This window comes from Roseovarius halophilus (ex Wu et al. 2025) (genome assembly GCF_047086965.1).
Window position 1 is genome coordinate 24411 of the sequence record NZ_JBKOTX010000007.1, and the last position, 26143, is coordinate 50553.

Below are 26143 nucleotides of genomic sequence, written 5' to 3' on the forward strand. Positions count from 1 at the left end.
CCCGACGCTTAAAGGACACCCATGACCGACCTGACCCCCCGCGAGATCGTCTCGGAACTTGACCGTTTCATCATCGGCCAGAAGGACGCCAAGCGCGCGGTCTCCGTGGCCCTGCGCAACCGCTGGCGGCGCAAGCAACTGGGCGACGACCTGCGCGACGAGGTCTATCCCAAGAATATCCTGATGATCGGGCCCACCGGCGTCGGCAAGACCGAGATCAGCCGCCGCCTTGCGAAACTGGCGCGCGCGCCCTTCCTCAAGGTGGAGGCCACCAAGTTTACCGAGGTCGGCTATGTCGGGCGTGATGTGGAACAGATCATCCGGGATCTGTTGGATGCCGCCATCGTCCAGACCCGGGAGTACATGCGCGAAGACGTGAAATCCAAGGCGCACCAAGCCGCCGAGGACCGGGTCATCAATGCCATCGCCGGGGACGACTCCCGCGAGGCCACCCGAGAAATGTTCCGCCGCAAGCTCAAGACCGGCGAGTTGGACGACACGGTGATCGAGCTGGAGCTACAGGACAATTCCAACCCGCTTGGCGGAATGGAGATGCCCGGCCAGCCCGGCATGGCCCCGGGCATGGACCTGGGTGCCATCTTCGGCAAGGCGTTCGGGGGGCGGACGGTCAAGAAGCGCGTCACCGTCGCAAACAGCTATGACCTGCTGATCAATGACGAGGCCGACAAGCTTCTGGACGACGAACTGGTCACGAAACAGGCTGTCGAGAGCGTCGAGCAGAACGGCATCGTCTTTCTGGACGAGATCGACAAGGTCTGCCGCAACGCCGACGCTCGCGGTGCGGATGTCAGTCGCGAGGGGGTGCAACGCGATCTGCTGCCGCTGATCGAAGGCACGACCGTCAACACCAAGCACGGGCCGGTCAAGACCGACCATATCCTGTTCATCGCATCGGGCGCCTTCCACATCGCCAAGCCATCGGACCTGCTGCCGGAACTTCAGGGGCGGCTGCCGATCCGCGTGGAACTGCGCGCGCTGACCGAGGGCGATTTCATCCGCATCCTGACAGAGACGGACAACGCCCTGACCCGGCAGTACACCGCGCTCATGGGCACAGAGCAGGTGACCGTGACCTTCACCGAGGACGGCATCGCCGCGCTGGCCAGAATCGCCGCCGAAGTGAACAAGAGCGTCGAGAACATCGGCGCGCGGCGTCTCTATACGGTGATGGAACGGGTCTTCGAGGAGCTGTCCTTCACTGCGCCGGACAAGGCCGGCGAAGAGGTCGTCGTGGATGCCACTTTCGTGGAGGATCACCTGGGCGAGCTCAGCCGGTCCTCCGACCTGAGCCGCTACGTGCTCTGAACCTTTCAATTCGGCGCAAATGGGCGCATCAGGGGCACATGCGCCTGTTCTCCTTCATACGTGACAACGCGGCCTTCCTGTCGGCCGGGTTCTTGCTCACTTTCGGTTCCGCCTTCGGGCAGACCTTCTTCATATCGCTGTTCGCCGGGGAAATCCGGGCGGACTTCGGGCTGAGCCATGCGCTCTGGGGGCAGATCTACGCCATCGGCACGCTGGCCAGCGCGCTCGTCATGGTCTGGTCCGGGGCGCTGACGGATGTCTTCCGCATCCGCGCGCTGGGGGCCTTGATCCTGCTGGGCACGGCCGCGGCCTGCCTGTTCATGGCGGCTGCACCGGTCTGGTGGGCCCTCGTTCCGTCGATCTTTTTCCTGCGCTTCGTCGGACAGGGCATGATGAGCCACATGGGACAGGTCGCCATGGCCCGGTGGTTCTTGGCCAGCCGCGGCAAGGCGCTGTCGGTCGCGAGCCTGGGGTTTTCGGTGGCCGAGGCCGTGCTTCCGATCCTGATCGTGGCACTTCTTGTCTGGTTCGACTGGCGATTGATCTGGGTCGGCTGTGCCGTCTTCGCGCTGATCCTGCTGCCGATCCTGCAGCGTCTTCTGCGGTTGGAGCGCACGCCGCAGGACGATGCCGCCAGCTCGCAATCTCTCGGGCTTGAGGGGCGTCACTGGCGCCGGCCCGAAGTGCTGCGGCATCGCCTGTTCTGGTTCATGATCCCCGCGCTTCTCGGCCCACCTGCCTTCAACACCGCCTTTTTCTTTCAACAGGTCCACTATGCCGAAACCAAGGGCTGGACTCACCTGGAGCTTGTGACGCTGTTCCCGCTTTATACGATGTTCAGCGTCGCGGCGGCCTTCGGAACCGGTTTCATCATCGACAAGGTCGGTACCCGGCGATTGATGCCTCTCTACCAGTTTCCCATGGCGCTGGGCTTCGTCGCCTTCGCCATGGCGCAGACACCCTGGGGCGCAGCTGTGGGGCTTGTCCTCATGGCGCTTGGCGCGGGAGCGAACAATCCGCTGACCTCGGCCTTCTGGGCCGAATTCTATGGCACGCGCAACATCGGCGCGATCAAGGCCATGGGCGCGGCAATAATGGTGCTTGGCTCGGCCATCGGACCGGGACTGACCGGCAGCCTGATCACCGCCGGGGTCGGGATCGAGGCGCAAATGCTCTGGATCGCGGGTTATTTCGTGCTGACCTGCATCGCCGCGGGGGTCGGGATCGTCAGCCTGCGGGCCTCAGCCGCGACGCCGTAGGTAGACGTAAAAGGCGCCGTGCCCGCCGTGTCGGGCATGCGCCTCACTCACCTGCAGGACGACCGAACCGAGCGGCGGCATCCGCAGCCATTGTGGCACCTGGTGGCGCAAGACGCCCAGCCGGGTGGGGATTGGATCGCCCGTATCACGTGGCTTGCCCTTGCCAGTAATCACGAGAACCAGCCGCCGCCCGGCGGCTTGCGAGGACAGAATGAAGGACATCAGTTCGGGATGCGCCTGCGACAGCGTCATCCCGTGCAGGTCAAGCCGTGCTTCCGGCCTGAGCTTGCCGCGTTTGAGCTTGCCGTGAGTCTTGCGATCCATGGCAAGGGGCGCCTGGCCCAGCTGGTCGCTCAGCGAGGGCAGCAGGTCATGATCGCCGGAATGATCGAGTTTTTCACCGACGCGGAATGCCGGAAGGGGCGCAGCCTGCTCTTGTTCCGGTTTCGCATCGCCTTTGGCTTTTGGTTTGCCGGACAAACGCGCCTGGGGTCGATCCTCCAACGGTTGGGCCGTGCGCGCCACCCGATCCCAGAGGTCCCGTTCTTCGGGCGAGAGGTGGCGCGGCCGTCTCATTGCACGGTCTCGGGAACGAGAGCCAATGCGCGCTGTATCGGCATCAGGACGATCATTCGGCCGCCATCGCGGATCTGGCCCGCACGCCGCCCGGCCTCGTCGCCGGTGCCGATGAATATATCTGCCCGCTGCGCGCCCTTGATGGCAGAGCCGGTATCCTGGGCGACCATAAGTCGGCTCATGGGGTCCGCGCCCGCCTTCTCGATCCAGACCGGGCTTCCAAGGGGAACATATGCGGGATCAACGGCAATCGTCCGACCGGGCGTCACCGGCCGCCCCATGGCGCCTATCGGTCCCTGATCGGCAGGGACTTCGTTGATTTCGCGAAAGAAAACAAAGCTCTCATTGGTCCAGAGCAGTTCTTGGCCGGCCTCCGGATTGCGCCGCACCCAAGCGCGTATGACATCGGCCGAGACCTGGTGTCGGTCATAGACGCCACGACGCACCAGTTCCGAGCCGACCGAGGAATATGCGTGACCGTTTGCCCCGGCATAGCCGACCCGGATCACCGAGCCGTCTTCCAGCCTGATCCGACCCGAGCCTTGCACCTGGAGGAAGAACACATCGACCGGGTCGTCGATCCAGGCAATTTCCAACCCCTGCCCGGCCAGCACCGCGCGTTCCTCGATCTCGCGGCGTGTCAGCCAGGGATCGCCGATCCCGTCAGACTGCCGGTAGAGAGGATACTGATAGGGGCCGCCCTGACGACGCGCACCGCGAAGCTCGGGTTCGTAGTAGGCAGTAAACAGCATGTCCCGGCCATCCTGGATGAGAACAGGGGCAAAGAATGTCTCGAAAAAACCGCGGGCCTCCTGCCCCTCGCGGGCCTGGGCGCAGAGGGTGCGCCAATCCTCGGATTCCATATCGGCGCAGGTGTGCAGGAAGGCCTCCAGACCGGCTTGGTGGTCATCCTCGGGCCAGCCCGCGAGGTCAGAGAAGTCGAGCAGGTCGTAGCCGGGATCAACCATGACCGCACCGCCGGACGGGGCACCGGCAGGCAGGGCCGGCTCGGGCCGCCGCGTCATTCGCCCGTTGCGACAAGGATCCAGTTGGGATCCGACGACCCCATCGTGCGGGCGAAAGTCCAGACGTCGCGCTGACGCTTGATGTCGCTGGGCGACCCTTCGATGATGTCGTCCGCGCTGTCCCGCACGACCGAGGTCATCTCACCCAGAAAGCGGACCGTCAGTTCGGCCTCGTTTGTCATCTCGTCGAAATCGGCGTCCTTGAGCTTGAGTTCCGAGACGCCAACGAAGGTGAAGTCGATATCCAGCCCCTGTTCGCGACGCGACTCGACGACCGACGCGAAGGCCTCGAAGACATCTTCGGACAGGAAGGGCTTGATGTCGTCCATGTCGCTGTTCTCGAAGGCCGTCAGGATCATCTCGTAGGCGCCACGGGCGCCTTGCAAGAATTCGTTGACGGAGAAGCTGTTGTCGATCCGCTTCATCTTGGCGAGGGCCTTGGCGGCATCGCTGTCCTCGGGGACATTGTCGATGATGTCGTGATCCGGCCCGCTCTCGATCACTTCCAGTTCCGGGCCTTCACGTTGGCTATCGGTCTGGCGCGGCATGGGGGGCTTCTCGAAGCCCTCACGTGTCCCCAGAACGCTCCGAAGCCGGAGGATCAGGAAAATGGCGATCCCGGCAAGGACCAGAAGCTGTAGAATGGGCGAATTCATGTATATCTCTCTTGCGGATGTAGCAACTTTGGCCTGTCGCTCCTATGTAAGGTGGCGACAGGGTCAAGTCCACCTCAGGGCCTGTCAATCACTGCCAGCGCGAGGATCGGAATGCTTCTTTTTCTTCTCTTCATCGCGATACCGCTGATCGAGATCGCGCTTTTCATCCAGCTGGGCGGTCTGATCGGGCTCGGCTGGACCCTCCTGATCGTGGTCGTCACGGCCGTCCTCGGCGCAGCAATGGTGCGCAGCCAGGGCACCATGGAGATGAACCGCCTGCGGCGCTCGATGGCCGATCTCGACGATCCGTCCGAACCACTGGCTCATGGGGCAATGATCCTGTTTTCCGGGGCCTTGCTGTTGACGCCGGGGTTCTTCACCGACGCGCTCGGCTTCGCGTTGCTGATCCCGGGGGTTCGCAAGGCCGTGTTTGCCTGGGCGCGAAAACGGGTGAATGTACGCGCGTTCCAGATGGGCCCCGACGGAGCGGCGGGCAGCGGCCCGGGCGCGCACCGCCCGCCTTGCGACAGGGTGGTCGATGCCGAGTTCGAGGACATCCCGCCCGAGCAACCGCCACGCGAGGAGGGCTCCGGCTGGACCCGGCACTGATACCATGGCCATTGAGGCCCCTGCGAACGGCTGCTACGACACCTGCAACCGCATGAACCAGGAGAGCCCAGATGGCCGAGAACGAAAACGGTGCCGCGGACGGGTCCGCCGCCGACCAACAGCAAACGCCCCAGATCAAGAACAAGATCCTTGCGCAGTATACCCGTGACATCTCGTTCGAAAACGTCATGGCCCAGAATGGTGTCGATGGCGAGGTCAAGCCCGAGATTAAGGTCGAGGTCAGCCTCGACGGCCGCAAGCGCGGCACCGAAAACCAGTATGAAGTGATCACCAAGATGAAGGTGACCTCGACCAACCAGGGCACCGACAAGACACTGTTCCTTCTGGAACTGGAATATGCCGGCATCTTCCAGGTCGAGGGCGTGCCGGACGACCAGCTGCATCCCTTCCTTCTGATCGAGTGCCCACGCCAGACCTTCCCCTTCGTGCGCCGGATCGTCAGTGACGTGACACGCGACGGCGGCTTTCCGCCGCTGAACTTGGAACAGATCGATTTCCTCGCGCTTTATCGCCAACAGGTCGCCCAGCGCCAGCAGCAACAGACCGACGCCTGACGCTCAGGCATCAAGCGTTTTCCAAAGGGCGTCCGCGCCAAGCGTCTCGACGAACGCGGCGTGGGCGTCCTTTTCCTTTTCCGACACCCGAGACTGCAAACCCGCAGGTCGTGGCCCGGGACGCCAGTCGTCGTCTGACACGACGGTGCGATCTTGGCGATCCGAGGCCAGAACAAGGCCCGGTTGGCGCCCGCCGATCAGTTCAAGATAAACCTCGGCCAGGATTTCACTGTCCAGAAGCGCGCCGTGCAGGCTGCGCGCCGTGTTGTCGATGCTGAAGCGACGGCAGAGCGCATCAAGAGAGGCAGGCGAACCGGGATACCTGCGCCGGGCCATGTCGAGCGTATCGATGGCCTGCTCCCAGGGAATCTGGCCAAAGCCCGCCCGGCCGAGTTCGGCGTTGAGGAACTTCATGTCGAAAGCAGCGTTGTGTATGATGAGCTTGGCGTCTGCGATGAATTCGAGGAACGCCTGCCCGACGGCACCGAACAGCGGCTTGTCCTGCAACGTGATCTCGCCCGCGGTCGCAGCGCGCGGCGGGTCGAGCAGGTCCGGACCGATGCCATGCACCTCGAAGGCGGAGTGCGGCATGTCCCTTTGGGGGTTGATATATTGGTGGTAGGTCCGGCCCGTCGGCATGTGATTGAAAAGCTCGACCGCGCCGATCTCGACCAGGCGGTCACCTTGGGCCGGCTCGAACCCGGTCGTTTCGGTATCCAGAACGATTTCACGCATGTTTGCCCCGCAATTTTTCAAGCAAAGATCTGACAGCTGCGCGGGTGCCGTCAAGTGTCAGGGTTTCGATCACGTGATCAGCCCGGGCCCGTTTCTCGGCGTCAGGCAACTGGCGCGACACCAGGGACTGGAACTGCTCTTCGGTCACGCCGGGGCGGGACAGGACACGTTCCTTTTGCACCGCGAGGGGCGCCGAGACGCAGACGGTGACGTCCAGCCAGGCGTCTGCGCCAGTTTCAAACAAAAGCGGGATGTCAAACACGACAAAGGGTGTGTCGGCGTGACGGTCCAGAAAGGCTTGCCGGTCCTGTGCGACAAGCGGATGAACGATGGATTCGAGCCTGTCATAGGCGTCGGGTTTGTCCGTGAGCATTGCCTTGAGACGGTGCCGCGAGACCGCGCCGTCTACGACCGCCCCCGGAAAGGCCCTTTCCACCTCGGGCACGGCTGCGCCGCCTTTTGAATAGAGCCGATGCACGGCGGCATCTGCATCCCAGACCGGCACATCCTCATCGGCGAACATCCGGGCCGTGGTGGTCTTGCCCATGCCGATGGAGCCTGTGAGCCCGATTCGGCAGGTCATTCCAGAACGGCGGCGCGCGTTTGCGCGTCGACATCGGGGCGAAGACCGAACCACCGCTCGAAGCCGGGGACGGCCTGGTGCAGCAGCATCCCAAGCCCGTCAACGGTGGTGCACCCCAACTCTGCCGCCTCGCGCAAAAGGCGGGTTTGCAACGGGGCATACACCAGGTCCGTCACGACCGCACCGCGGTGCAACCCGTCAAGCGGCACGCGCAGTTCGGGTTGTCCGGTCATCCCCAGCGAGGTTGTGTTCACCACCGTGGTTGCGTCTTCGAGCATGTTCCCGGCCTGCACCCAATCGACCACGGTAATCCGGGAGCCGAAATCGGAACGCAACGCTTCCGCCCGGAGACGGGTGCGGTTGCTGAGAAATATCTCTGGCACTCCGGCCTCGATAAGCGACATCAGGACAGCCCGCGCTGCCCCACCGGCGCCGAGCACCGCGGCCGGCCCACTTTCGGGAATCCAGTCGGGTGCCATCTGCCGCAGGTTAGCAATGAACCCGTAACCATCTGTATTATCAGCATGAATCTTTCCATCCCGGCGAAATATGATGGTATTGGCGGCCCCGATCAAGGCGGCACGATCAGTCACTTCGTCCGCGATCGCGAGAACCGCCTCCTTGTGGGGGATGGTGACATTGACCCCGGCAAAACCCATGACGGGAAGAGTCCGCACGACATGCTCCAGGTCCCGATCCGAGACCCGGATCGGCATATAATATCCAGCCAGCCCGTATCGTGTCAGCCAATGCCCGAAAAGACGCGGCGACCTCGAATGTGCAACAGGGCTGCCCAGGACCCCGGCCAAGGGAATATGAGTGTCAGTCATGTCGGCAATGTTCCGCGAAGCGTTAGATATGACAACAGTTCGATCAGGGGCAGCCCCTGCACCGTGAAATGATTGCCGGCGATGTTGCTGAAAAGCCTGATCCCCTCTTCCTCGATCTTGTAGCCGCCAACGGACCACCGGATGCTGTCCCAGTTGCGAGTGATATAGTCGTCGAGATAAGCGTCCGAGAAGGACCGCATGGTCAGGCGTGCCACGCCAATGTGGCGCCAGAGCGGCTCCGCATCTTGATAGAGAACCGCGGCCGAAAGAAGCTGATGCGTGGTGCCGCGCAGGGCGGCAAGCTGGGTACGGGCCTCTTGGGGGGTTTCAGGTTTCGACAGGAGCGCGTTGTCATGAGCCAGCACTTGATCGCATCCCAGAACCAGCGCCTCGGGGTATTTTTGCGAAATCTTGCGTGCCTTCATCTCAGCCAGAGCGTCGGCGATGTCACGTGCCTTGGCATCCTCCTGGATCATCGAAGCCCGAAGGGAATCTTCATCGATACGGGCGGGAATCGATTCGTGCGGCACCGCGGCTGCCCCAAGCAGACGAGACCGGATTTGTGACGCTGATGCCAGAATGAGATCTTCGGTCATGTGGATATCCCGGTGTGTTTCTCGGTGCGGAACCGCAGGAGGAATCGACGGTTAACGGCCTGGTTTGAGACCAATCGTGGACAGCCCGCACCTTGTCCGCGAGTTGTGCCGATTTGTCCACGCGGGACAAGGACGAATCCGTGTTGTGTACAAGATGCCAGCAGAATGACTATCCGTAAAAAGGCAATGGGGTGCCTTGACGTAGAGTAGAATAATTATTAAGTAAAATCAATGTCTTGTTGTATTTTCTGAACAACTGCGCTGACTCCGTCGTCGATTATAATCTGTGGATAGTCTTCGGGAAAAGACTCGCTGGCAAAGTTTTCCCCGGCACCTCAACAACCACCATACTTAAAGTCCTTTTATGTAGTGAAGGTAGGACAGACCATCGAGGTCCAACCTGCATGGAAGCTTGACAGTTACGGTAGATCGGCCTAAGCGGATCGTGCTCCGTCCGGAGTAAAAGTTCCCCTTTGAAATGACCGCGACGACCCCCGTCCGCAGGAGACCATGCCTTGTCCGAACAACGTTTGAATCTGTCCGAGCTAAAGGCCCAGAGTCCGAAAGACCTGCTGTCGATGGCCGAAGAGCTTGAGATCGAGAATGCCTCGACCATGCGCAAGGGCGAGATGATGTTCTCGATCCTGCGCGAGCGAGCGGACGACGGGTGGATCATCGGCGGCGATGGCGTGCTGGAAGTGCTACAGGACGGGTTCGGCTTCCTGCGATCGCCCGAGGCAAACTACCTGCCGGGCCCGGATGACATTTATGTCAGCCCGGAAATGATCAAGAGATTTTCCTTGCGGACGGGCGACACGGTGGACGGCGTCATAAAGGAACCCAATGATAATGAGCGCTATTTCGGACTGATAACCGTCGAAACCATCAACTTTTCAGATCCGGATCAAGCCAGGCACAAGGTCGCCTTCGATAACCTGACGCCGCTTTACCCCGACGAGCGGCTGAAGATGGAGATCGAGAACGATCCGACTGCCAAGGACCGCTCGGCCCGGATCATCGATCTGGTTGCGCCGATCGGCAAGGGCCAGAGATCGTTGATCGTGGCACCGCCCCGGACCGGCAAGACGGTTCTGTTGCAGAACATCGCCAATTCGATCGAAGTCAATCACCCGGAATGCTATCTGATCGTTCTTCTGATCGACGAGCGCCCAGAGGAAGTGACCGACATGCAGCGCTCTGTGAAGGGCGAGGTTATTTCATCGACCTTCGACGAGCCAGCCACGCGTCACGTTGCGGTCTCCGAAATGGTGATCGAAAAGGCGAAGCGGCTGGTCGAGCATAAGCGTGACGTCGTTATCCTGCTCGACTCGATCACGCGCCTGGGCCGTGCCTACAACACCACCGTTCCGAGTTCCGGCAAGGTGCTGACGGGCGGTGTGGATGCCAATGCCTTGCAACGACCAAAGCGATTCTTTGGTGCGGCACGTAACATCGAAGAAGGCGGTTCCCTGACCATCATTTCGACGGCGCTGATCGATACCGGCAGCCGTATGGACGAGGTGATCTTTGAAGAGTTCAAGGGCACCGGCAACAGCGAGATCGTGCTGGATCGGAAAATTGCGGATAAACGGGTTTTCCCGGCGATGGACATTCTGAAATCGGGCACCCGGAAAGAAGACCTGCTGATCGAAAAGGCTGATCTGCAGAAGACTTTTGTTCTGCGCCGGATTCTCAATCCAATGGGAACGACCGACGCGATCGAGTTCCTGATCTCGAAGCTGAAGCAGACCAAGACGAATGCCGACTTCTTCGAATCCATGAACACCTGAGAGGATCGGGAGCGTCGGGATGGACACGATTTTTGCCCAGGCGACGGCTGCGGGCAAGGCCGGGGTATCCATCATCCGGGTCTCCGGGCCACGTGCGCTGGAGGCCGCCGGGCTTTTCGGTGTGCGCCTTGCACCCATAGATCGTAAGGTTGCACGGTTGCGGGATGACGACGGGGCGCTGGTCGACATTGCCCTGCTCTTGTCGTTTGCGCAAGGTCACAGTTTTACCGGCGATCGTGTTGTGGAATTCCACACGCACGGGTCGAGGGTTATCGTTGCGCGCCTTCTTGCGCTATTGGGGGAGGCTGGGTTTCGCCAGGCCGAGCGGGGGGAATTCACCCGGCGCGCGCTGGAAACGGGTCAACTGGATCTTGCCCAGGTCGAAGGCCTGGCGGACCTGATCGATGCAGAGACCGAGGAACAGCGGCGCCAGGCGGTTCGGATGTTTGACGGGGCTCTCGGCGCGTTAGTCGAAGGTTGGCGGACACGGCTGATCCGAGCGGCAGCCCTTCTGGAGGCCACGATCGATTTCGCCGAAGAGGAGGTGCCCGATAACGTCTTTCCCGAGGTTCGATCGCTTTTGTCATCCGTTCACGGCGAGCTTCGGCAGGAGGCGGACGGGGCGGATGTCCGCGAGCGGGTGCGCGATGGCTTTGAGGTTGCGATCGTGGGTCCGCCGAACACGGGAAAATCCACCTTGCTGAACCGCCTTGCCGGGCGTGACGCGGCCATCACGTCGGAGCACGCGGGAACGACGCGGGATGTGATAGAGGTGCGCATGGATCTCAAGGGGCTGCCTGTGACCATTCTCGACACTGCTGGGTTGCGGGAGTCGCAAGATGCCGTTGAGCAAATGGGGATCGATGTGGGCCGAAAGCGTGCCGGCCTTGCCGATTTGCGCATTTATCTTTTGGAGTCGCCGGAGGAGGTGGCCGAACCGCAGGCAGCCGACGATATCGTTATCCTGTCCAAGGCAGATGAGCAGAGCGCGCCGGAAAGACCGGCGGTTTCAGGCCTTACGGGTGAGGGCGTTGACGCGTTGGTCCAGACAGTGGCCTCGGTATTGGCAGATCGGGTGCGCGTGGCTGGTGCAGCCACCCGGGCACGTCATGCGACGGCGCTGCGGGACGGTAGTGTGCGGATCGGTCAGGTCTTGGAGCGCTTGGCTTCGGATGATATCGAGAACGTGGATCTTCTTGCCGAGGATCTGCGGGCGGCGATCCGGGCTTTGGATGCGCTTGTCGGGCGGGTGGATGTCGAGGCCGTGCTGGATGATATATTCCGCAGCTTTTGCATTGGAAAGTGAGGCGTGTTTCACGTGAAACAAACGGATTATGACGTCGTTGTGATCGGTGGCGGTCACGCAGGCTCGGAAGCGGCCCATGGTGCCTCGCGTATGGGCGCGCGAACAGCGCTCATCACGCTCACGGTGACTGGTATTGGTGCTATGTCCTGCAACCCGGCAATCGGCGGTCTCGGAAAAGGCCATCTTGTCCGAGAAATCGATGCCATGGACGGTGTCATGGGTCGTGTGGCCGATCATGCGGGCATACAGTTTCGCCTTTTGAATAGGCGGAAAGGGCCTGCTGTGCAGGGCCCGCGGACGCAAGCTGATCGGAAACTCTACCGCGACTCCATGCTGGCCGAGACACGCGCCTGTGTGGACCTCGATATATTCGAGGGTGAAGTCGTTGATTTACGACTTGAAGGCGGGTGCGTAACCGGGGTCGTGCTTGCCGATGGCAGCGAAATCTGCGCGGCGGCTGTGGTTCTGACCACGGGCACGTTCCTGAGGGGAATGATTCATATTGGGGACAAACGTATACCCGCAGGTCGGATGGGTGACCGGCCCTCTGTTCGGTTGGCTGAACGGCTGGATCATCTAGGTCTCGTGCTTGGTCGTTTGAAGACAGGAACGCCGCCGCGTCTCGACGGTCGGACGTTAGACTGGAGTCAGATAGATCGTCAGCAGGCTGATTCTGACCCGACGCTCTTCAGTTTTCTGCACGACAAACCCTTCGCGCGACAGATCGCTTGCGGGGTCACCCATACAAACCGCAACACACATGACATCATCCGGGCAAATTTGAACAAGTCCGCGATGTTCGGGGGCCACATTGACGGTGTCGGCCCACGGTATTGCCCATCAATCGAGGACAAGATCGTCCGGTTCGAGGATAAGGACTCTCACCAAGTCTTTCTTGAACCTGAGGGACTGAACGACAATACCGTTTATCCCAACGGGATCTCGACCTCACTGCCCGCCGAGGTGCAAGAGTCTTACGTCAGGTCCATGGCCGGCTTGGAGAATGCTGAGATCGTCCAGCCCGGATACGCAATCGAATACGACTATGTCGATCCGCGGTGTCTGACGCGACAACTGGAATTGCACGCCATGCCGGGCCTTTACCTCGCTGGTCAAATCAATGGGACCACCGGCTACGAAGAGGCTGCGGCTCAGGGTCTTGTTGCAGGGCTTTCCGCCGCGAGTGCGATTTTGGACAAGGGGCCTGTCAATTTCGACAGAGCGACGTCCTACATCGGAGTGATGATTGACGACCTGGTGACCCGGGGGGTTACGGAACCCTATCGTATGTTCACATCTCGTGCCGAGTTTCGCCTCGCCTTGCGGGCCGATAACGCGGACCAGAGGCTGACGCCGGTGGGCCGGCAGATTGGCTGCGTCAAGGACACACGGTGGCGCGTGTTTGAAGGCAAGGCGGAACGACTTGAGCGGTTCAAGGCGCAGTTGCACGCCACTATAGTTAGTTCGCGGGCCCTGTCTGGCTGTGGGGTGAAGATCAATCCCGATGGACCGAAGCGGAGCCTTTTTGACGCACTGTCCATCAGCGGAACGAGTTTTGCGCAGATTTCTCATCTCTCACCGCGTGGCCCGTCCGATGCTGACCCGGAAACCATCCGCCAGGCCGAGATTGACGCGCTTTACCACCATTATGTCGAGCGACAGAAGAAAGACGTTGATCTGATGCGCAAGGACGAGGCCCTTCGTCTGCCTATTGGCATAGACTATCAAGCGTTGTCCGGCCTGTCAGGGGAATTGGCGGCAAAGCTGGCGCAGGTACAGCCGGAGACGATTGGCCAGGCGAGCCGGATCGAGGGAATGACGCCGGCCGCTTTGAGTTTGCTGGTCGCGGTGATCCGAAAGGCGCTAGCGCGAGATTTGGCAAGTTGAAAGGGGCGCTGCCGATACCAGGGCTCGATGTTTCACGTGAAACAATCGATAAGCTGGAGCGCCTCACCGAACTCACGCGGAAATGGACGAAACGCATAAACTTGATCGCCCCGTCGACCGCCGACACCATTTGGGACCGGCATGTTCGCGATTCAGCACAACTCGTCAGTCATGCCCCGCGTGACTGGACCCATTGGATCGACCTAGGCAGCGGCGGCGGTTTTCCCGGTCTTGTTATCGCCATTTTCGCCACAGCCGATCAACGCGTCACCCTGATCGAAAGCGATATCCGCAAATGCACCTTCCTGCGCAACGCAGTTCGTGAACTCGGGCTAAACACGCATGTGATCAATGCGCGGATCGAGGGGGCCAAAGTCGACGCAGCAGATGCCGTTTCAGCCCGGGCGCTTGCCCCGCTTGACCGGTTGTTATCCTATACGTACCCCTTTCTCACGGACAAGGGCGTGGCCCTTTTTCCGAAAGGTGAAACACACAACGGGGAAATTCTCTCCGCTCGCGAGACTTGGGACTTTGAGTGCGACGTCTTGCCGAGTATAACCAAGACAACCGCCCGCATTCTCCGAATTTCAAGGATCAGAACCCGTGGATCTAAGCCGTAGGACCGACCCGAAGGTTATCGCGATCGCCAACCAGAAAGGCGGTGTCGGCAAGACGACCACCGCAATCAATCTGGGTGCTGGTCTCGCACGGTCTGGGCGGCGGGTCCTGTTGATCGATCTCGACCCGCAGGGCAATGCATCCACCGGCCTTGGCATGGACGATCGCGCGACGACGACCTATGATCTTTTGTTTGCGGATGCCCCGCCCGTTGATGCTGCGCGCCCGACAACAGTGGAGAACCTGCTGCTTATTCCGGCCACGACGGATCTGAGCTCTGCGGATATCAACCTGATGTCGAACGAAACGCGCAGTTTCGTTCTGCGACATGCGCTGCGGCAGCGCGTTATCACCGAGCTGGACCTCGATTACATCCTGATCGATTGCCCACCTTCCCTCAACATCCTGACAATCAACGCAATGGTGGCCGCACATTCGGTCATTGTCCCGCTTCAAAGCGAGTTTTTCGCGCTAGAGGGACTATCGCAGTTGATGCTGACGGTCCGCGAGGTGCGGCAGGCCGCAAACCCGGACTTGCGGATCGAGGGCGTGGTCCTCACCATGTATGACCGCCGTAACAATCTTTGTCAGCAGGTTGAGAGTGACGCGCGGGACAACCTGCACGACCTGGTCTTTAAAACAGTGATCCCGCGCAACGTGCGCCTCAGCGAATCGCCGTCCTTTGCGTTGCCCGTCATGGATTATGATCCCAATTCGACCGGCAGCCGAGCTTATCTGAATCTGGCCGCAGAGATCATGGGCCGAGAGACCCCGACACTGGAAAGGAAAGCCGTATGAGCGACAACACGAGCCGCACGCGCGGCCTTGGGCGGGGGCTGTCTTCGCTCATGTCGGATGTCGTGGCGCAGGACGCTACCGCAGGTGATCGCTCATCGGCGACCGAAACGCGCCCCGATCGGACCGTCCCCATAGAGAAAATACGGCCCAATCCCGACCAGCCCCGGCGGAGTTTCAACGATGCTGCCCTTACAGAGCTGGCCGATTCGATCCGCTCAAAGGGCGTTATTCAGCCCCTGATCGTGCGCGCGACAGATGACGCCATGTTCGAGATCGTTGCCGGCGAACGGCGCTGGCGAGCTGCGCAAAAGGCGGGGCTGCACGATTTGCCCGTGCTTGTCCGGGACTTGTCCGATACCGAGGTTCTTCAGTTCGCCATCATCGAGAATATCCAGCGGGCGGATCTGAACGCAGTCGATGAGGCGACCGGATATCGTCAGCTGATGGATCGCTTCAATCACACCCAGGAAGAGCTTGCCAGCGCGCTTGGAAAAAGTCGGAGCCATATCGCCAACCTGCTACGCCTCTTGACCCTGCCCGAGGACGTTCAGCAGCTCATGTCTGACGGCAGGTTGTCCGCTGGCCACGCGCGCACGCTGGTCGGCAAGGAAAATGCCGGCGATTTGGCGCGCGAGATCATCAAGAACGATCTTTCCGTTCGGCAAGCTGAGAAACTGGCCAGCACGACCAGGAAAGCCGCGTCGCCGGGGCCCAAGTTGGCCGAAAAGGACGCGGATACGAAGACCATCGAGAAAGAGCTTGCCGCGCACTTGGGAATGGGGGTCAGCATCGATCACGAGGCTGGCGTAGAGTCCGGCAAACTGACCCTACGCTATCGCGACCTTGGCCAGCTCGATGATCTGCTGCGGCTTCTGTCAGGGGATTAACCGTTCAACAGCCGGTCGAGCACTGCGTTCAAGAGCGGCCGTCCGCGGGCCGTGATATGCAGCGCGCCGTCGGTCATGTCGACCAATCCGATTTCTGCCAAGTATTTGATATTATTACTTAATTTTTTCTTCTCGCCGAAGTCCAACACGACCCCGTCGGTCACGCGCAGCCCCATCAGGAGCTTTTCCTGCAAAACCTCGTCCTCTGATAATACGCTGCGCTGCTCGCTCGATCCGTCTTTCGTCGCGTCCAGCCAGGTGCGTGGGTCCTTGTCGGTTTCCGTTGCATAACGCCGACCGTCAAACGTCAATCGCCCGTGCGCACCCGGACCGATCCCGGCATAATCGCCGCCCTGCCAGTAAATCAGGTTGTGCCGGCTTTCCTGGCCGGGCTTGGCATGGTTCGATACCTCATAGGCCGGCAGCCCCGCCCGTTCCGTCTTGGTCTGGGTGACCTCCCAGAGGGCGGTGCCTTGGTCTTCGTTCGGCAAACCGGGCAGCTTGCCACGGGCAAACCGGTCACCGAAGGCGGTGCCGTCCTCGATGGTCAACTGGTAGAGGGACAAATGCGCCGGCTCATAGGCCAGCGCCTGTGCCAGTTCGCCGGCCCATGCCGCCACCGACTGATCCTGCCGCGCATAGATCAGGTCGAAGTTCACCCGATCAAAGACCCCGCGGGCGACGTCAAGCGCCTGCAGTCCATCCCGTGCCGTATGCAAACGCCCCAGCCGCCTCAGGTCATCATCCTTCAGCGCCTGCAGCCCGAGCGACACCCGATTCACGCCAGCCTGGCGATAAGCCGCAAAACGTCCGGCCTCCACAGATGTCGGGTTTGCTTCCAACGTGATTTCGACCTCGTTCTCGAAACGCCAGTTCCGTTGCACCCGGTCGAGGATGCGCTCGACTGTTCGGCCTTCCATCAGGCTGGGTGTCCCGCCGCCAAAGAAGACCGACCCGAGCACCCGATCACCCGTTTCAGCCGCGATGCGGTCAAGCTCTCTCAGATAGGCTTCTGTCCAGTCATCCTGGTCGATCACGCCCCAGACATGCGAGTTGAAGTCGCAATAGGGACATTTCGCCTGGCAAAAGGGCCAGTGAATATAGAGCCCGAAACCCGGATCAGGCAAAGCAGCCCTCGACCAGCTTTTCAAAGGCCCTCGCGCGATGGCTGATCCGGTTTTTCTCCCAGCGATCCATCTCGCCAAAGGTCACGTCATAGCCATCCGGTTGAAAGATCGGGTCATAGCCATGCCCCTGCTCTCCGCGCATCGGCCAGACGATCCGGCCGGGCATGATGCCTTCGAAAATCTCGTCGTGCCCGTCCGGCCAGGCAAGCACCAGTGTGCAGCGAAACTGTGCCAAGCGCGGCGCGGGCACATTGCGCGCCGACAATTCTTCCCAGGTCCGGGTCATGGCCTTGATGAAATCGCGCCCGCCAGGCCCTTCGGCCCAGTCCGCGGTATGCACCCCCGGTGCACCATCCAGGCCGTCGACCGTGATGCCGCTGTCATCCGCCAGCGTGGGAAGCCCCGTCGCGCGGGCGCCGGCATGCGCCTTTATCCGGGCATTGCCGACAAATGTCGTCTCGGTCTCGTCCGGCTCGGGCAGGTCATGGTCTGCGTTCGAACTGATCGAAACCCCGAACGGTCCAAGGAGATCGGTGATTTCCTCCAATTTTCCGTGGTTATGGGTCGCAACCAGAAGCGCACGGCCCTCGAACTTTCGCCTCACCCCAGGGCCTCCGTCTGCAGCCGGCCCAGCTCGGCGACGCCCTTCTGCGCCAATTCCATCAGGTCATCCATCTGCCCGCGCGAGAAGGTGGCGCCTTCGGCGGACATCTGCACCTCGATCATCTGGTCCCCGGTCATCACGAAGTTACCGTCGACGCCGGCTTCGCTGTCCTCGGGATAGTCCAGGTCCAACACGGCCTGGCCTGCATAGATCCCGCAGCTGACAGCGCCGACGGGGCGTTCCAGCGGATCATGGGCAAGATCGCCTGCCTTGATCAGTTTCTGAACTGCCAGCTTCAGGGCAACCCAACCGCCGGTAATCGCGGCACACCGGGTGCCGCCATCGGCCTGGATCACATCGCAGTCGACCGTGATCTGTCGCTCACCCAGTGCGACGCGGTCTGTTCCGGCGCGCAGGCTCCGCCCGATCAGCCGCTGGATTTCCACGGTGCGCCCGCCCTGCTTGCCAGCCGTGGCCTCGCGCCGCATCCGGCTGCCGGTGGAGCGGGGCAACATGCCGTATTCCGCCGTGACCCAGCCCAGCCCCGAGCCCTTGATGAAGGGTGGCACCCGCTCCTCGATCGAGGCCGTGCACAGGACATGCGTATCCCCGACCCGGATCAGGCAGGATCCCTCTGCGTGTTTCGTGACACCGGTTTCAATTGAAATCGGCCGCATCTCGTCCAGGGTCCGTCCAGAGGGTCGCATGGTTTCATCCTTCATCCGCTTCGGCGCGGGGATACGCGCCCTGCCCTGCAATTCCAACCCCGATTGACCTTTGGATGGTGCGGTATTTAATGTGTCCGATCGAACCCGGATCGCAGGCATGACTGAGCAGACACCCTCCATATCGGAACTCAACGACCGCTCGCGCGAGGTTTTCCGCCGCGTGGTCGAGGGCTACCTCGATACGGGTGCTCCGGTGGGGTCCCGAACGCTGACCCGTGCCCTCGCTGAAAAGGTCAGTGCGGCGACCATTCGCAACGTGATGCAGGACCTCGAATATCTCGGCCTGCTCGACAGCCCCCACATCAGCGCCGGACGGGTTCCGACGCAGCTTGGCCTGCGCATGTTCGTGGATGGATTGCTCGAGGTTGGCGACCTCGACGGCGAGGACCGGGCCCGCATTGACCAGACCCTTGGCGGGAACGACCAGGATGTCAGCACCGCGCTGGACAGGATCGGATCGGCGCTCTCCGGTGTCACCCATGGTGCCAGTCTTGTCCTGACCCCCAAGCACGAGGCCCCGATCAAGCATATCGACTTTGTGAATCTGGGCCCCGACCGGGCGCTTGTCGTGCTCGTTTATGCCGATGGCCATGTCGAGAACCGGGTTTTTACTCCGCCGCCGGGCCAAACCCCCTCTTCCATGCGGGAGGCGGCGAATTTCATCAACGCCATCGCCGAAGGCCGCACACTGGCCGAGCTGAGCACCGCCATTGCGCGAGAGATCGACGCGCGGCGACAGGAGATCGACACCCTCGCACGCGAACTGGTCGAGAACGGTGCCGCGATCTGGGAAAACCCGGGCGAATCATCCGAACGGCTGATCGTGCGCGGGCGCGGCAACCTGATCGCGGACCAGGACGAAACCGACCTGGATCGCATCCGGTCGCTCTTTGATGATCTGGAGCGCAAGCAGGACATCGTCGATTTCCTTGATCTGGCGGAAACCGGTGATGGTGTGCGGATTTTTATCGGCTCGGAGAACAAGCTTTTTTCACTTTCGGGTTCATCTTTGGTCGTCTCTCCATATATGAACGCGGACCGAAAGATCGTTGGCGCCGTTGGCGTCATCGGCCCGACCCGCCTGAACTACGGGCGGATCGTGCCAGTTGTGGATTACACCGCGCAGTTGGTCGGGAAACTGATCTCGAAACGCGGATAGGAAGGCGAGCATGAGCAAAGCGAAACAAGACGAGCAGATCCCTGAAGAGCCTATGGAGGACACGGCCGAAGAGCCGATGTCGCTGGATGACCTGGCCGCCGAGGGTGACGAGATTGAGGCCCTGCGCGCCGAGAACGCTGACTTGAAGGATGCTTACGCCCGGGCGCTCGCCGATGCCGAGAACACCCGCAAGCGGGCTGATCGCGACCGGCGCGAGGCCGAGACCTACGGTGGCTCGCGCCTCGCACGGGATCTGCTGCCGATCTACGACAACCTCGAACGGGCGCTGCGTCAGGATGGCGAAGAGGCCAGCGAGTTCGACAAGGCCCTTCTGGAGGGTGTCGAGTTGACCATGCGCGAGCTGCTCAAGGTTTTCGAAAAGCACGGGATCACGCCCATCCGGCCCGAGCTGGGCGACAAGTTCGACCCGCAATCCCACGAGGCCATGTTCGAAGCCCCGGTTCCCAACACCAGTTCAGGTGACATCATCCAGGTGTCCGCGACCGGCTTCATGTTGCACGACCGCCTCCTGCGCCCTGCGCAGGTTGGTGTCAGCTCGACCCCTCAGGCGACGCCGGAGACGTGAGCGCCTTGAGTTCGTAGACAAGATCAAGTGCATCCCGAGGCGTGAGCGTATCGGGAAGCACGTCTTTCAGACGCTGTTCCACCTCGGAGTCGCCTGATGCTTTGGGCGCAGGGCTTTTCGGCGTCGCCGAAAACAAAGGCAGGTCGTCAATCAGCGTGTCCGGCCCGCGACCGGTCTCTCGATCGCCCTTTTCCAGCATGTCGAGGACGATCTTGGCGCGCTCCACCACAGCAGGGGGCAGGCCGGCCAGCCGCGCGACCTGCACACCGTAGCTGCCTTCGGCCGTGCCGCGCATGACCTCGTGCAGGAATATCACCTCACCCTCCCACTCGCGGACGCGGATCGTGGCGTTCTCGACCCCGTCCAGCCGGCCTGACAGGGCCGTCAGCTCGTGGTAATGCGTTGCAAAAAGGCAGCGGCTCCGGTTCACCTCATGCAGGTGTTCCAGCGTCGCCCAGGCGATGGACAGCCCGTCATAGGTCGAGGTACCGCGCCCGATCTCGTCCAGGATCACCAGCGCCCGGTCGTCGGCCTGATTCAGGATCGCCGCCGTCTCGACCATCTCGACCATGAAGGTCGATCGGCCCCGTGCCAGGTCGTCCGAGGCGCCGACCCTGCTGAAGACCTGGCTAACCAAGCCGATATGCGCCGACTTCGCCGGAACGAACGATCCGGTCTGGGCCAGCGCTGCGATCAGCGCATTCTGTCTCAGGAAGGTCGATTTGCCGGCCATGTTGGGCCCGGTCAGAAGCCATATGGACTGATCGGTGAGGCCGCAATCATTGGCGACGAAGGGCGTGCCGTCCCGTTTGAGGGCGGCCTCGACAACCGGATGCCGCCCCCCCGAAATGTCAAAGCTTCGGCTGTCGTCGACTTGCGGGCGGGTCCAGCCCTCTTCACGGGCCAGCCGGGCCAGCGCAAAGATCACGTCAAGCTCGGCCAGCGCCCGAGCGAGTGTTGAAAGATGCGCCGAATGGTCAAGGATTTGCTGCTTCAGGCCTGAATAGAGCCTTTTTTCGATTTCCAGGACCCGGCCCCCGGCATTCAGGATCCGGGTTTCGAGTTCGCTGAGTTCCAGCGTCGTGAACCGCACCTGGTTGGCCGTCGTCTGGCGGTGGATGAAGGTTTCCGACAGGGGCGGCTTCATCATCTTCTCGGCGTGGGTCGCCGTGGTCTCGATAAAATATCCCAGCACGTTGTTGTGCTTGATCTTCAGGGCCGCCACGCCCGTCTTTTCGGCGTAATCCGATTGCAACGCGGCGATGACCGAGCGTCCTTCGTCGCGCAGTTTGCGGAATTCGTCCAGTTCACTGTCATACCCGGCCGCGATGAATCCCCCGTCGCGCGTCAGCAGCGGCGGATCGGCGACAAGCGCGGAATCGAGCAGCGCGCCTATCTCTTCCAGTCCGACAAGATCGCTCCGGGCCGAGGCAAGCAGGTCGGGCATGTCGTCAGGCAGCAAGCGGTGAATGTCCTGCGCCGCGCCGATGGAGCTGCGCAGTGCAGCCATGTCGCGCGGGCCGCCCCGATCCAGCGCCAGCCGCGATAGCGCCCGATCCAGATCGTGAACCGATCTGAGGGTATCGCGCAGTTTCTCGGTCAGACCGGCCTGCCCAAGCGCCCATTCGACACTGTCCAGCCGGGATTGCACGGTTTCCAACGACCGCGACGGTGCCGAAATCCGCCGTTCCAGCAGCCGGGCACCGCCTGCTGTCACGGTTCGGTCGATTGCACCCAAAAGCGACCCTGCGCGCCCCCCGGACATGGATGTTGTAAGCTCCAGTGATCGCCGCGTGGCCGCGTCGATCTGCATGGCCGCATTCCGGTGTTCTTTTACCGGCGGACGCAGCAGCGGAAGCTGGCCCTTTTGCGTGATCTCGAGGTATTCGACCACGGCCGCCAATGCGGCGATCTCGTGCCGTTCGAAATGTCCGAACCCATCCAGGGAGTCCACAGAATAGAGCCTGCACAGGCGCGAAACGCCGTTCGTGCTGTCAAAGGCTGCATTCCCCAAGACGGTCAGCGCCGCGCCGCCGTCCTCTATCAGGGCGCCGAAGTCCTGTTCCTTGCTTTCAGAAACCAGCACCTCGCGCGGGGCCAGCCGGGCCAGTTCCGGGCCCAATGCGACCGGCGCGCAGGTCATCACCGAAAGGCTGCCCGTCGAGATATCGGCCCAGGCAAGGGCCACCTGCCCGCGCACCTCGGCCAGGGCGGCAAGATAGTTGTGGCGCCGGGCGTCGAGCAGGCTCTCTTCCGTCAGGGTGCCGGGGGTGACCAGCCGCACGACCTCGCGTTTGACCACGGCCTTGGAGCCGCGCTTCTTGGCCTCGGCGGGGTCCTCCATCTGTTCGCAAACCGCGACGCGAAACCCCTTGCGAATGAGGGTCAGAAGATAATTCTCGGCGGAATGCACGGGCACGCCACACATGGCGATATCCTCGCCAAGGTGCTTGCCGCGCTTGGTCAGGGCGATGTCCAGGGCCTCGGCCGCGGCCGCGGCATCGTCGAAAAACAGCTCGTAGAAGTCGCCCATCCTGTAGAACAACAGGGCATCGGGATGGCCCTGCTTGATCTCAAGGTATTGTGCCATCATCGGTGTGACAGCCGCCGATGTGCCGCTCATTCGTTCCCCCGGCTGCGTGTGTTCTGAAACTAACCAGCGCATCCGGACGACGAAAGCTCAAAAGACCCCGCTTGCCCCCGCGCGCGCGTCCTGTAAGGCTTTGCAAGGCATGGGAGGATCCGGATGACCAAGCAACGCATCACGCGCCAGGAAGCGCTGCAATTCCACATCGAGCCGACGCCCGGCAAGTGGGAAGTGCAGGCCACCGTCCCCATGACGACGCAGCGTGACCTGTCGCTCGCCTATTCGCCCGGCGTTGCCATGCCCTGCGAGGAAATCCACGCCAACCCCGAAACCGTCTACGATTACACCAACAAGGGCAATCTCGTGGCCGTGATCTCGAACGGGACTGCCGTGCTGGGCCTGGGCAACCTCGGCGCGGCCGGCTCCAAGCCGGTGATGGAGGGCAAGTCGGTGCTGTTCAAGCGCTTTGCCGACGTCAATTCCATCGACATCGAGCTGGACACCGAGGACCCGGATGAATTCTGCAAGGCGGTGCGGCTCATGGGGCCGACCTTCGGCGGCATCAACCTCGAGGATATCAAGGCGCCCGAGTGCTTCATCATCGAGCAGCGTCTGAAGGAAGAAATGGATATCCCCGTCTTTCACGACGACCAGCACGGCACCGCCGTGATTTGTGCCGCCGGGCTGATCAACGCGCTGCACCTGTCGGGAAAGAAGATCGAGGATTGCCGCATCGTGCTGAACGGCGCCGGGGCCGCGGGAATCGCCTGTATCGAATTGCTCAAGGCCATGGGCGCGCGTCACGAGAACTGCATCGTCTGCGACACCAAGGGTGTCATCTACCAGGGGCGCACCGAGGGCATGAACCAATGGAAGTCGGCCCATGCGATCACGACCGAGCTGCGAAACCTCGAAGAGGCGATGGCGGGGGCTGATGTCTTCCTCGGCGTTTCGGTCAGGGGGGCCGTGACGCCCGAAATGGTCGCACGCATGGCCGACAACCCGGTGATCTTCGCCATGGCCAACCCCGACCCGGAGATCACCCCGGAAGAGGCGCACGAGGTGCGCGTCGATGCCATCGTCGCCACCGGGCGCAGTGACTACCCTAACCAGGTCAATAACGTTCTGGGCTTTCCTTATCTGTTTCGCGGCGCGCTCGACATCCACGCGCGTGCCATCAACGACGAGATGAAGATCGCCTGCGCCGAGGCCTTGGCAGAACTGGCGCGCAAGGACGTGCCCGACGAAGTCGCCATGGCCTATGGTCGCAAGCTGACCTTCGGGCGGGACTACATCATCCCCACCCCTTTCGATCCGCGCCTGATCCACGTGGTGCCGCCCGCCGTCGCACGCGCCGGGATGGAAACCGGCGCCGCCCGCCGCCCGATCGTCGACATGGACGGCTACGAAGAGGCGCTCAAGACCCGGATGGACCCGACCGCCTCGATCCTGCGCGGCATCAATGCCCGGGCGCGCAAGAACCAGTCGACGGTGGTCTTTGCCGAGGGCGACGACCCCCGCGTGTTGCGCGCTGCGGTGTCCTATCAGCGGGGCGGCTATGGCCGGGCCCTGGTCGTGGGCCGCGAACAGGACGTGAAACACAAGCTCGAGGCCGAGGGTCTGGGCGACGCGGTGCGCGAGTTGCGCGTGGTGAATGCTGCGAATACCGGCCACCTGGAGACCTACAAGGAATTCCTCTACCAGCGGCTCCAGCGCAAGGGGCATGACCGGCACGATATCCACCGGCTTGCCGCGCGGGACAGGCACGTGTTCTCTGCCTTGATGCTGGCTCACGACCATGCCGATGCCATGGTCACAGGTGCGACCCGGAAATCGGCCCATGTGCTGGAGCTGATCAATCATGTCTTCGACGCCAGCCCCCATGACGGGGCGGTCGGTGTCTCGGCGGTCCTCAACAAGGGCCGTATCGTCCTGATCGCGGACACGCTGGTGCATGAATGGCCGGACGAGAGCGATTTGGCCGATATCGCGGAGCGCGGCGCCTCGGTGGCGCGTGATCTGGGGCTGGAACCGCGCGTGGCCTTCCTTTCGTTCTCGACATTCGGCTATCCGATCTCCGAGCGGGCAACCAAGATGCACATGGCGCCGCGTGAACTCGACGCGCGCGGCGTGGATTTCGAATACGAGGGTGAGATGACTGTCGATGTCGCCCTGAATCCCAAGGCGATGGAAAACTACCCCTTCTCGCGGCTGACCGGTCCGGCCAATGTCCTCGTGGTGCCTGCGCGTCACTCGGCGTCGATCTCGGTCAAGCTGATGCAGGAAATGGCGGGGGCGACGGTGATCGGGCCGATCCTGTCGGGCATCGCCCGGCCCGTCCAGATCTGTTCGACCACGGCGACTGTCAGCGACATCCTGAACATGGCCGTTCTGGCGGCCTGCAAGGTGGGCTGATGACCCTCTGGAACCTCGGCTCGATCAACGCGGATTTCATCTATCGCGTGCCGCATATCCCCGCCCCCGGCGAGACGCTGACCTCGACGGGCCGGCAGGTGTTTCTTGGTGGCAAGGGTGCGAATATCTCGGTCGCCGCTGCCCGGGCCGGGGCGCATGTGCGCCATATCGGGGCCGTGGGCGCCGATGGCCGCTGGGCGGTGGAGCGGCTTCTGGAATACGGCGTGGACACGCGCCAGATCGCCGAGGTCGACACCGAGACCAGCCAGGCCATGATCTTCGTGGACCCGGCCGGGGAAAACACAATCGTTCTGCACCCCGGCGCGAACATGGCGATCCCGCTTGAGACGCTGGAACAGGGACTGACTCAGGCCAAAACGGGCGATTGGCTGGTCATGCAGAATGAAACCTGCCTTCAGACCGAGGCGGCGGCGCTGGGAAAGGACATGGGGCTCAGGATCGCCTATGCGGCCGCCCCCTTCGAGGCCGCGCGGGTCATGGCGGTTCTGGACGAGCTCGATTTCCTGATCCTCAACGTGGTCGAGGCCGCGCAATTGGAACGGGCCACGGGCCTCTCGCTCGAGGCGCTGCCGGTGGGGGACGTGATCGTCACCCGGGGCGGCGACGGGGCGACATGGTTCGGGCCGGACGGTCCGTCTCATATCGCCGCCCTGCCCGTCACGCCCGTCGATACGACCGGCGCGGGCGATACCTTCACCGGCTACGTTCTGGCCGCATTGGATCGCGGGGTGCCCATGGAACAGGCCATGGGACAGGCCAGCCGGGCCGCGGCGCTCATGGTCATGCGTGACGGCACTGCGGATGTTATCCCCGACCTTGCCGAAGTTCAGGATTTTCGCGGCTAGCGTGGTTTGATGTCG

General features: G+C 62.1%; 25 protein-coding genes. 14 read left to right on the forward strand and 11 right to left on the reverse strand.

Translation table 11 applies throughout. From position 1 onward, the window contains the following. The first annotated feature begins 21 nt into the window (after positions 1–21). Both hslU and ACH107_RS02430 read left to right on the forward strand, forming a co-directional pair. Positions 22–1326, forward strand: a complete 1305-nt coding sequence (gene hslU, locus ACH107_RS02425; protein ID WP_412504504.1) for an ATP-dependent protease ATPase subunit HslU — start codon at positions 22–24, stop codon at positions 1324–1326. Between the two features lie 38 nt (positions 1327–1364). Next, a complete protein-coding gene (locus ACH107_RS02430) occupies positions 1365–2585 on the forward strand; it encodes an MFS transporter (protein WP_310690878.1) in 1221 nt (406 codons plus the stop codon). On the opposite strand, the gene ACH107_RS02435 is transcribed toward ACH107_RS02430, so the two are convergent. From ACH107_RS02435 to ACH107_RS02445, 3 genes are read right to left on the reverse strand one after another with little or no spacing between them, the layout of a single operon-like run. After that, entirely contained in the window at positions 2568–3161 is a 594-nt protein-coding gene (locus ACH107_RS02435; protein ID WP_310690879.1) for a Smr/MutS family protein, read from the reverse strand. The genes ACH107_RS02430 and ACH107_RS02435 overlap by 18 nt on opposite strands. Then, on the reverse strand, positions 3158–4129 hold the full coding sequence (locus ACH107_RS02440; protein WP_412504505.1) for a murein transglycosylase A: 972 nt from the start codon (positions 4127–4129) through the stop codon (positions 3158–3160). The genes ACH107_RS02435 and ACH107_RS02440 overlap by 4 nt, the downstream gene beginning before the upstream one ends. Positions 4130–4182: 53 nt before the next feature. After that, positions 4183–4842 carry a Tim44/TimA family putative adaptor protein gene (locus ACH107_RS02445; protein ID WP_412504506.1) on the reverse strand — a complete coding sequence of 220 codons (660 nt, stop codon included), beginning with the start codon at positions 4840–4842 and terminating at the stop codon, positions 4183–4185. A gap of 111 nt (positions 4843–4953) precedes the next feature. On the opposite strand from ACH107_RS02445, the gene ACH107_RS02450 reads away from it, so the two are divergent. Then, positions 4954–5451, forward strand: coding sequence for an FxsA family protein (locus ACH107_RS02450; RefSeq protein ID WP_412504507.1), 498 nt, complete (start codon positions 4954–4956; stop codon positions 5449–5451). Positions 5452–5522: 71 nt separating this feature from the next. Beyond that, positions 5523–6026 carry a protein-export chaperone SecB gene (gene secB, locus ACH107_RS02455; protein ID WP_310690883.1) on the forward strand — a complete coding sequence of 168 codons (504 nt, stop codon included), beginning with the start codon at positions 5523–5525 and terminating at the stop codon, positions 6024–6026. Between the two features lie 3 nt (positions 6027–6029). Here the strand turns inward: secB and dnaQ are convergent, their stop codons facing one another. The 4 genes from dnaQ to ACH107_RS02475 are packed head-to-tail and all read right to left on the reverse strand — an operon-like array spanning position 6030 to position 8770. Continuing rightward, a complete protein-coding gene (gene dnaQ / locus ACH107_RS02460; RefSeq protein WP_412504508.1) occupies positions 6030–6761 on the reverse strand; it encodes a DNA polymerase III subunit epsilon in 732 nt (243 codons plus the stop codon). After that, positions 6754–7344: a dephospho-CoA kinase gene (gene coaE, locus ACH107_RS02465; RefSeq protein WP_412504509.1), complete on the reverse strand. Its 591-nt coding sequence runs from the start codon at positions 7342–7344 to the stop codon at positions 6754–6756. Before coaE ends, dnaQ begins: the two co-directional genes overlap by 8 nt. Further along, a complete protein-coding gene (locus ACH107_RS02470; protein ID WP_412504510.1) occupies positions 7341–8174 on the reverse strand; it encodes a shikimate dehydrogenase in 834 nt (277 codons plus the stop codon). The genes coaE and ACH107_RS02470 overlap by 4 nt, the downstream gene beginning before the upstream one ends. Further along, entirely contained in the window at positions 8171–8770 is a 600-nt protein-coding gene (locus ACH107_RS02475) for a Maf family protein (RefSeq protein ID WP_412504511.1), read from the reverse strand. The genes ACH107_RS02470 and ACH107_RS02475 overlap by 4 nt, the downstream gene beginning before the upstream one ends. Positions 8771–9285: 515 nt before the next feature. On the opposite strand from ACH107_RS02475, the gene rho reads away from it, so the two are divergent. The 6 genes from rho to ACH107_RS02505 are packed head-to-tail and all read left to right on the forward strand — an operon-like array spanning position 9286 to position 16056. After that, positions 9286–10560, forward strand: coding sequence for a transcription termination factor Rho (rho, locus tag ACH107_RS02480; RefSeq protein ID WP_310690888.1), 1275 nt, complete (start codon positions 9286–9288; stop codon positions 10558–10560). Positions 10561–10579: 19 nt separating this feature from the next. Continuing rightward, the gene (gene mnmE, locus ACH107_RS02485; RefSeq protein WP_412504512.1) at positions 10580–11866 is read left to right on the forward strand and encodes a tRNA uridine-5-carboxymethylaminomethyl(34) synthesis GTPase MnmE; all 1287 of its coding nucleotides are present in this window, start codon (positions 10580–10582) and stop codon (positions 11864–11866) included. 3 nt (positions 11867–11869) lie between these two features. After that, entirely contained in the window at positions 11870–13753 is a 1884-nt protein-coding gene (gene mnmG / locus ACH107_RS02490; protein WP_412504513.1) for a tRNA uridine-5-carboxymethylaminomethyl(34) synthesis enzyme MnmG, read from the forward strand. Next, on the forward strand, positions 13750–14373 hold the full coding sequence (gene rsmG, locus ACH107_RS02495) for a 16S rRNA (guanine(527)-N(7))-methyltransferase RsmG (RefSeq protein ID WP_412504514.1): 624 nt from the start codon (positions 13750–13752) through the stop codon (positions 14371–14373). The genes mnmG and rsmG overlap by 4 nt, the downstream gene beginning before the upstream one ends. Then, on the forward strand, positions 14357–15169 hold the full coding sequence (locus ACH107_RS02500) for a ParA family protein (RefSeq protein WP_412504515.1): 813 nt from the start codon (positions 14357–14359) through the stop codon (positions 15167–15169). Before rsmG ends, ACH107_RS02500 begins: the two co-directional genes overlap by 17 nt. After that, positions 15166–16056 (forward strand): ParB/RepB/Spo0J family partition protein, encoded by an 891-nt coding sequence (locus ACH107_RS02505; protein WP_310690893.1) that lies wholly within the window; start codon positions 15166–15168, stop codon positions 16054–16056. The genes ACH107_RS02500 and ACH107_RS02505 overlap by 4 nt, the downstream gene beginning before the upstream one ends. On the opposite strand, the gene hemW is transcribed toward ACH107_RS02505, so the two are convergent. The 3 genes from hemW to rph are packed head-to-tail and all read right to left on the reverse strand — an operon-like array spanning position 16053 to position 18494. Continuing rightward, positions 16053–17207, reverse strand: coding sequence for a radical SAM family heme chaperone HemW (gene hemW, locus ACH107_RS02510; protein WP_412504516.1), 1155 nt, complete (start codon positions 17205–17207; stop codon positions 16053–16055). The two genes, ACH107_RS02505 and hemW, sit on opposite strands and share 4 nt — an antisense overlap. Beyond that, positions 17176–17787, reverse strand: coding sequence for an RdgB/HAM1 family non-canonical purine NTP pyrophosphatase (rdgB, locus tag ACH107_RS02515; protein ID WP_412504517.1), 612 nt, complete (start codon positions 17785–17787; stop codon positions 17176–17178). Before rdgB ends, hemW begins: the two co-directional genes overlap by 32 nt. Beyond that, positions 17784–18494, reverse strand: coding sequence for a ribonuclease PH (gene rph, locus ACH107_RS02520; RefSeq protein ID WP_310690911.1), 711 nt, complete (start codon positions 18492–18494; stop codon positions 17784–17786). The genes rdgB and rph overlap by 4 nt, the downstream gene beginning before the upstream one ends. Before the next feature lie 118 nt (positions 18495–18612). Here rph and hrcA point away from each other — a divergent pair, with 118 nt between their 5' ends. Together hrcA and ACH107_RS02530 are read left to right on the forward strand one after the other, a co-directional pair. Continuing rightward, positions 18613–19674, forward strand: a complete 1062-nt coding sequence (gene hrcA / locus ACH107_RS02525; protein ID WP_310690895.1) for a heat-inducible transcriptional repressor HrcA — start codon at positions 18613–18615, stop codon at positions 19672–19674. A 52-nt stretch (positions 19675–19726) separates the two neighbouring features. Further along, positions 19727–20260 (forward strand): nucleotide exchange factor GrpE, encoded by a 534-nt coding sequence (locus tag ACH107_RS02530; RefSeq protein ID WP_405049835.1) that lies wholly within the window; start codon positions 19727–19729, stop codon positions 20258–20260. On the opposite strand, the gene mutS is transcribed toward ACH107_RS02530, so the two are convergent. Next, positions 20226–22883 (reverse strand): DNA mismatch repair protein MutS, encoded by a 2658-nt coding sequence (gene mutS / locus ACH107_RS02535; protein WP_412504518.1) that lies wholly within the window; start codon positions 22881–22883, stop codon positions 20226–20228. The two genes, ACH107_RS02530 and mutS, sit on opposite strands and share 35 nt — an antisense overlap. A gap of 123 nt (positions 22884–23006) precedes the next feature. Between mutS and ACH107_RS02540 the strand changes: the two genes are divergently transcribed. Next, positions 23007–25262 (forward strand): NADP-dependent malic enzyme, encoded by a 2256-nt coding sequence (locus ACH107_RS02540; RefSeq protein WP_412504519.1) that lies wholly within the window; start codon positions 23007–23009, stop codon positions 25260–25262. Further along, positions 25262–26128 carry a ribokinase gene (locus ACH107_RS02545; RefSeq protein ID WP_310690899.1) on the forward strand — a complete coding sequence of 289 codons (867 nt, stop codon included), beginning with the start codon at positions 25262–25264 and terminating at the stop codon, positions 26126–26128. Before ACH107_RS02540 ends, ACH107_RS02545 begins: the two co-directional genes overlap by 1 nt. Positions 26129–26143: the final 15 nt, after the last annotated feature.

What these genes read in the sequence shown, in the direction of transcription:
- hslU (WP_412504504.1), top strand. Translation starts at nt 22, where the DNA reads ATGACCGACCTGACCCCCCGCGAGATCGTCTCGGAACTTGACCGTTTC.
- ACH107_RS02430 (WP_310690878.1), top strand. Translation starts at nt 1,365, where the DNA reads ATGCGCCTGTTCTCCTTCATACGTGACAACGCGGCCTTCCTGTCGGCC.
- ACH107_RS02435 (WP_310690879.1), bottom strand. Translation starts at nt 3,161, where the DNA reads ATGAGACGGCCGCGCCACCTCTCGCCCGAAGAACGGGACCTCTGGGAT.
- ACH107_RS02440 (WP_412504505.1), bottom strand. Translation starts at nt 4,129, where the DNA reads ATGGTTGATCCCGGCTACGACCTGCTCGACTTCTCTGACCTCGCGGGC.
- ACH107_RS02445 (WP_412504506.1), bottom strand. Translation starts at nt 4,842, where the DNA reads ATGAATTCGCCCATTCTACAGCTTCTGGTCCTTGCCGGGATCGCCATT.
- ACH107_RS02450 (WP_412504507.1), top strand. Translation starts at nt 4,954, where the DNA reads ATGCTTCTTTTTCTTCTCTTCATCGCGATACCGCTGATCGAGATCGCG.
- secB (WP_310690883.1), top strand. Translation starts at nt 5,523, where the DNA reads ATGGCCGAGAACGAAAACGGTGCCGCGGACGGGTCCGCCGCCGACCAA.
- dnaQ (WP_412504508.1), bottom strand. Translation starts at nt 6,761, where the DNA reads ATGCGTGAAATCGTTCTGGATACCGAAACGACCGGGTTCGAGCCGGCC.
- coaE (WP_412504509.1), bottom strand. Translation starts at nt 7,344, where the DNA reads ATGACCTGCCGAATCGGGCTCACAGGCTCCATCGGCATGGGCAAGACC.
- ACH107_RS02470 (WP_412504510.1), bottom strand. Translation starts at nt 8,174, where the DNA reads ATGACTGACACTCATATTCCCTTGGCCGGGGTCCTGGGCAGCCCTGTT.
- ACH107_RS02475 (WP_412504511.1), bottom strand. Translation starts at nt 8,770, where the DNA reads ATGACCGAAGATCTCATTCTGGCATCAGCGTCACAAATCCGGTCTCGT.
- mnmE (WP_412504512.1), top strand. Translation starts at nt 10,580, where the DNA reads ATGGACACGATTTTTGCCCAGGCGACGGCTGCGGGCAAGGCCGGGGTA.
- ACH107_RS02505 (WP_310690893.1), top strand. Translation starts at nt 15,166, where the DNA reads ATGAGCGACAACACGAGCCGCACGCGCGGCCTTGGGCGGGGGCTGTCT.
- rph (WP_310690911.1), bottom strand. Translation starts at nt 18,494, where the DNA reads ATGCGACCCTCTGGACGGACCCTGGACGAGATGCGGCCGATTTCAATT.
- hrcA (WP_310690895.1), top strand. Translation starts at nt 18,613, where the DNA reads ATGACTGAGCAGACACCCTCCATATCGGAACTCAACGACCGCTCGCGC.
- ACH107_RS02530 (WP_405049835.1), top strand. Translation starts at nt 19,727, where the DNA reads ATGGAGGACACGGCCGAAGAGCCGATGTCGCTGGATGACCTGGCCGCC.
- mutS (WP_412504518.1), bottom strand. Translation starts at nt 22,883, where the DNA reads ATGAGCGGCACATCGGCGGCTGTCACACCGATGATGGCACAATACCTT.
- ACH107_RS02540 (WP_412504519.1), top strand. Translation starts at nt 23,007, where the DNA reads ATGACCAAGCAACGCATCACGCGCCAGGAAGCGCTGCAATTCCACATC.
- ACH107_RS02545 (WP_310690899.1), top strand. Translation starts at nt 25,262, where the DNA reads ATGACCCTCTGGAACCTCGGCTCGATCAACGCGGATTTCATCTATCGC.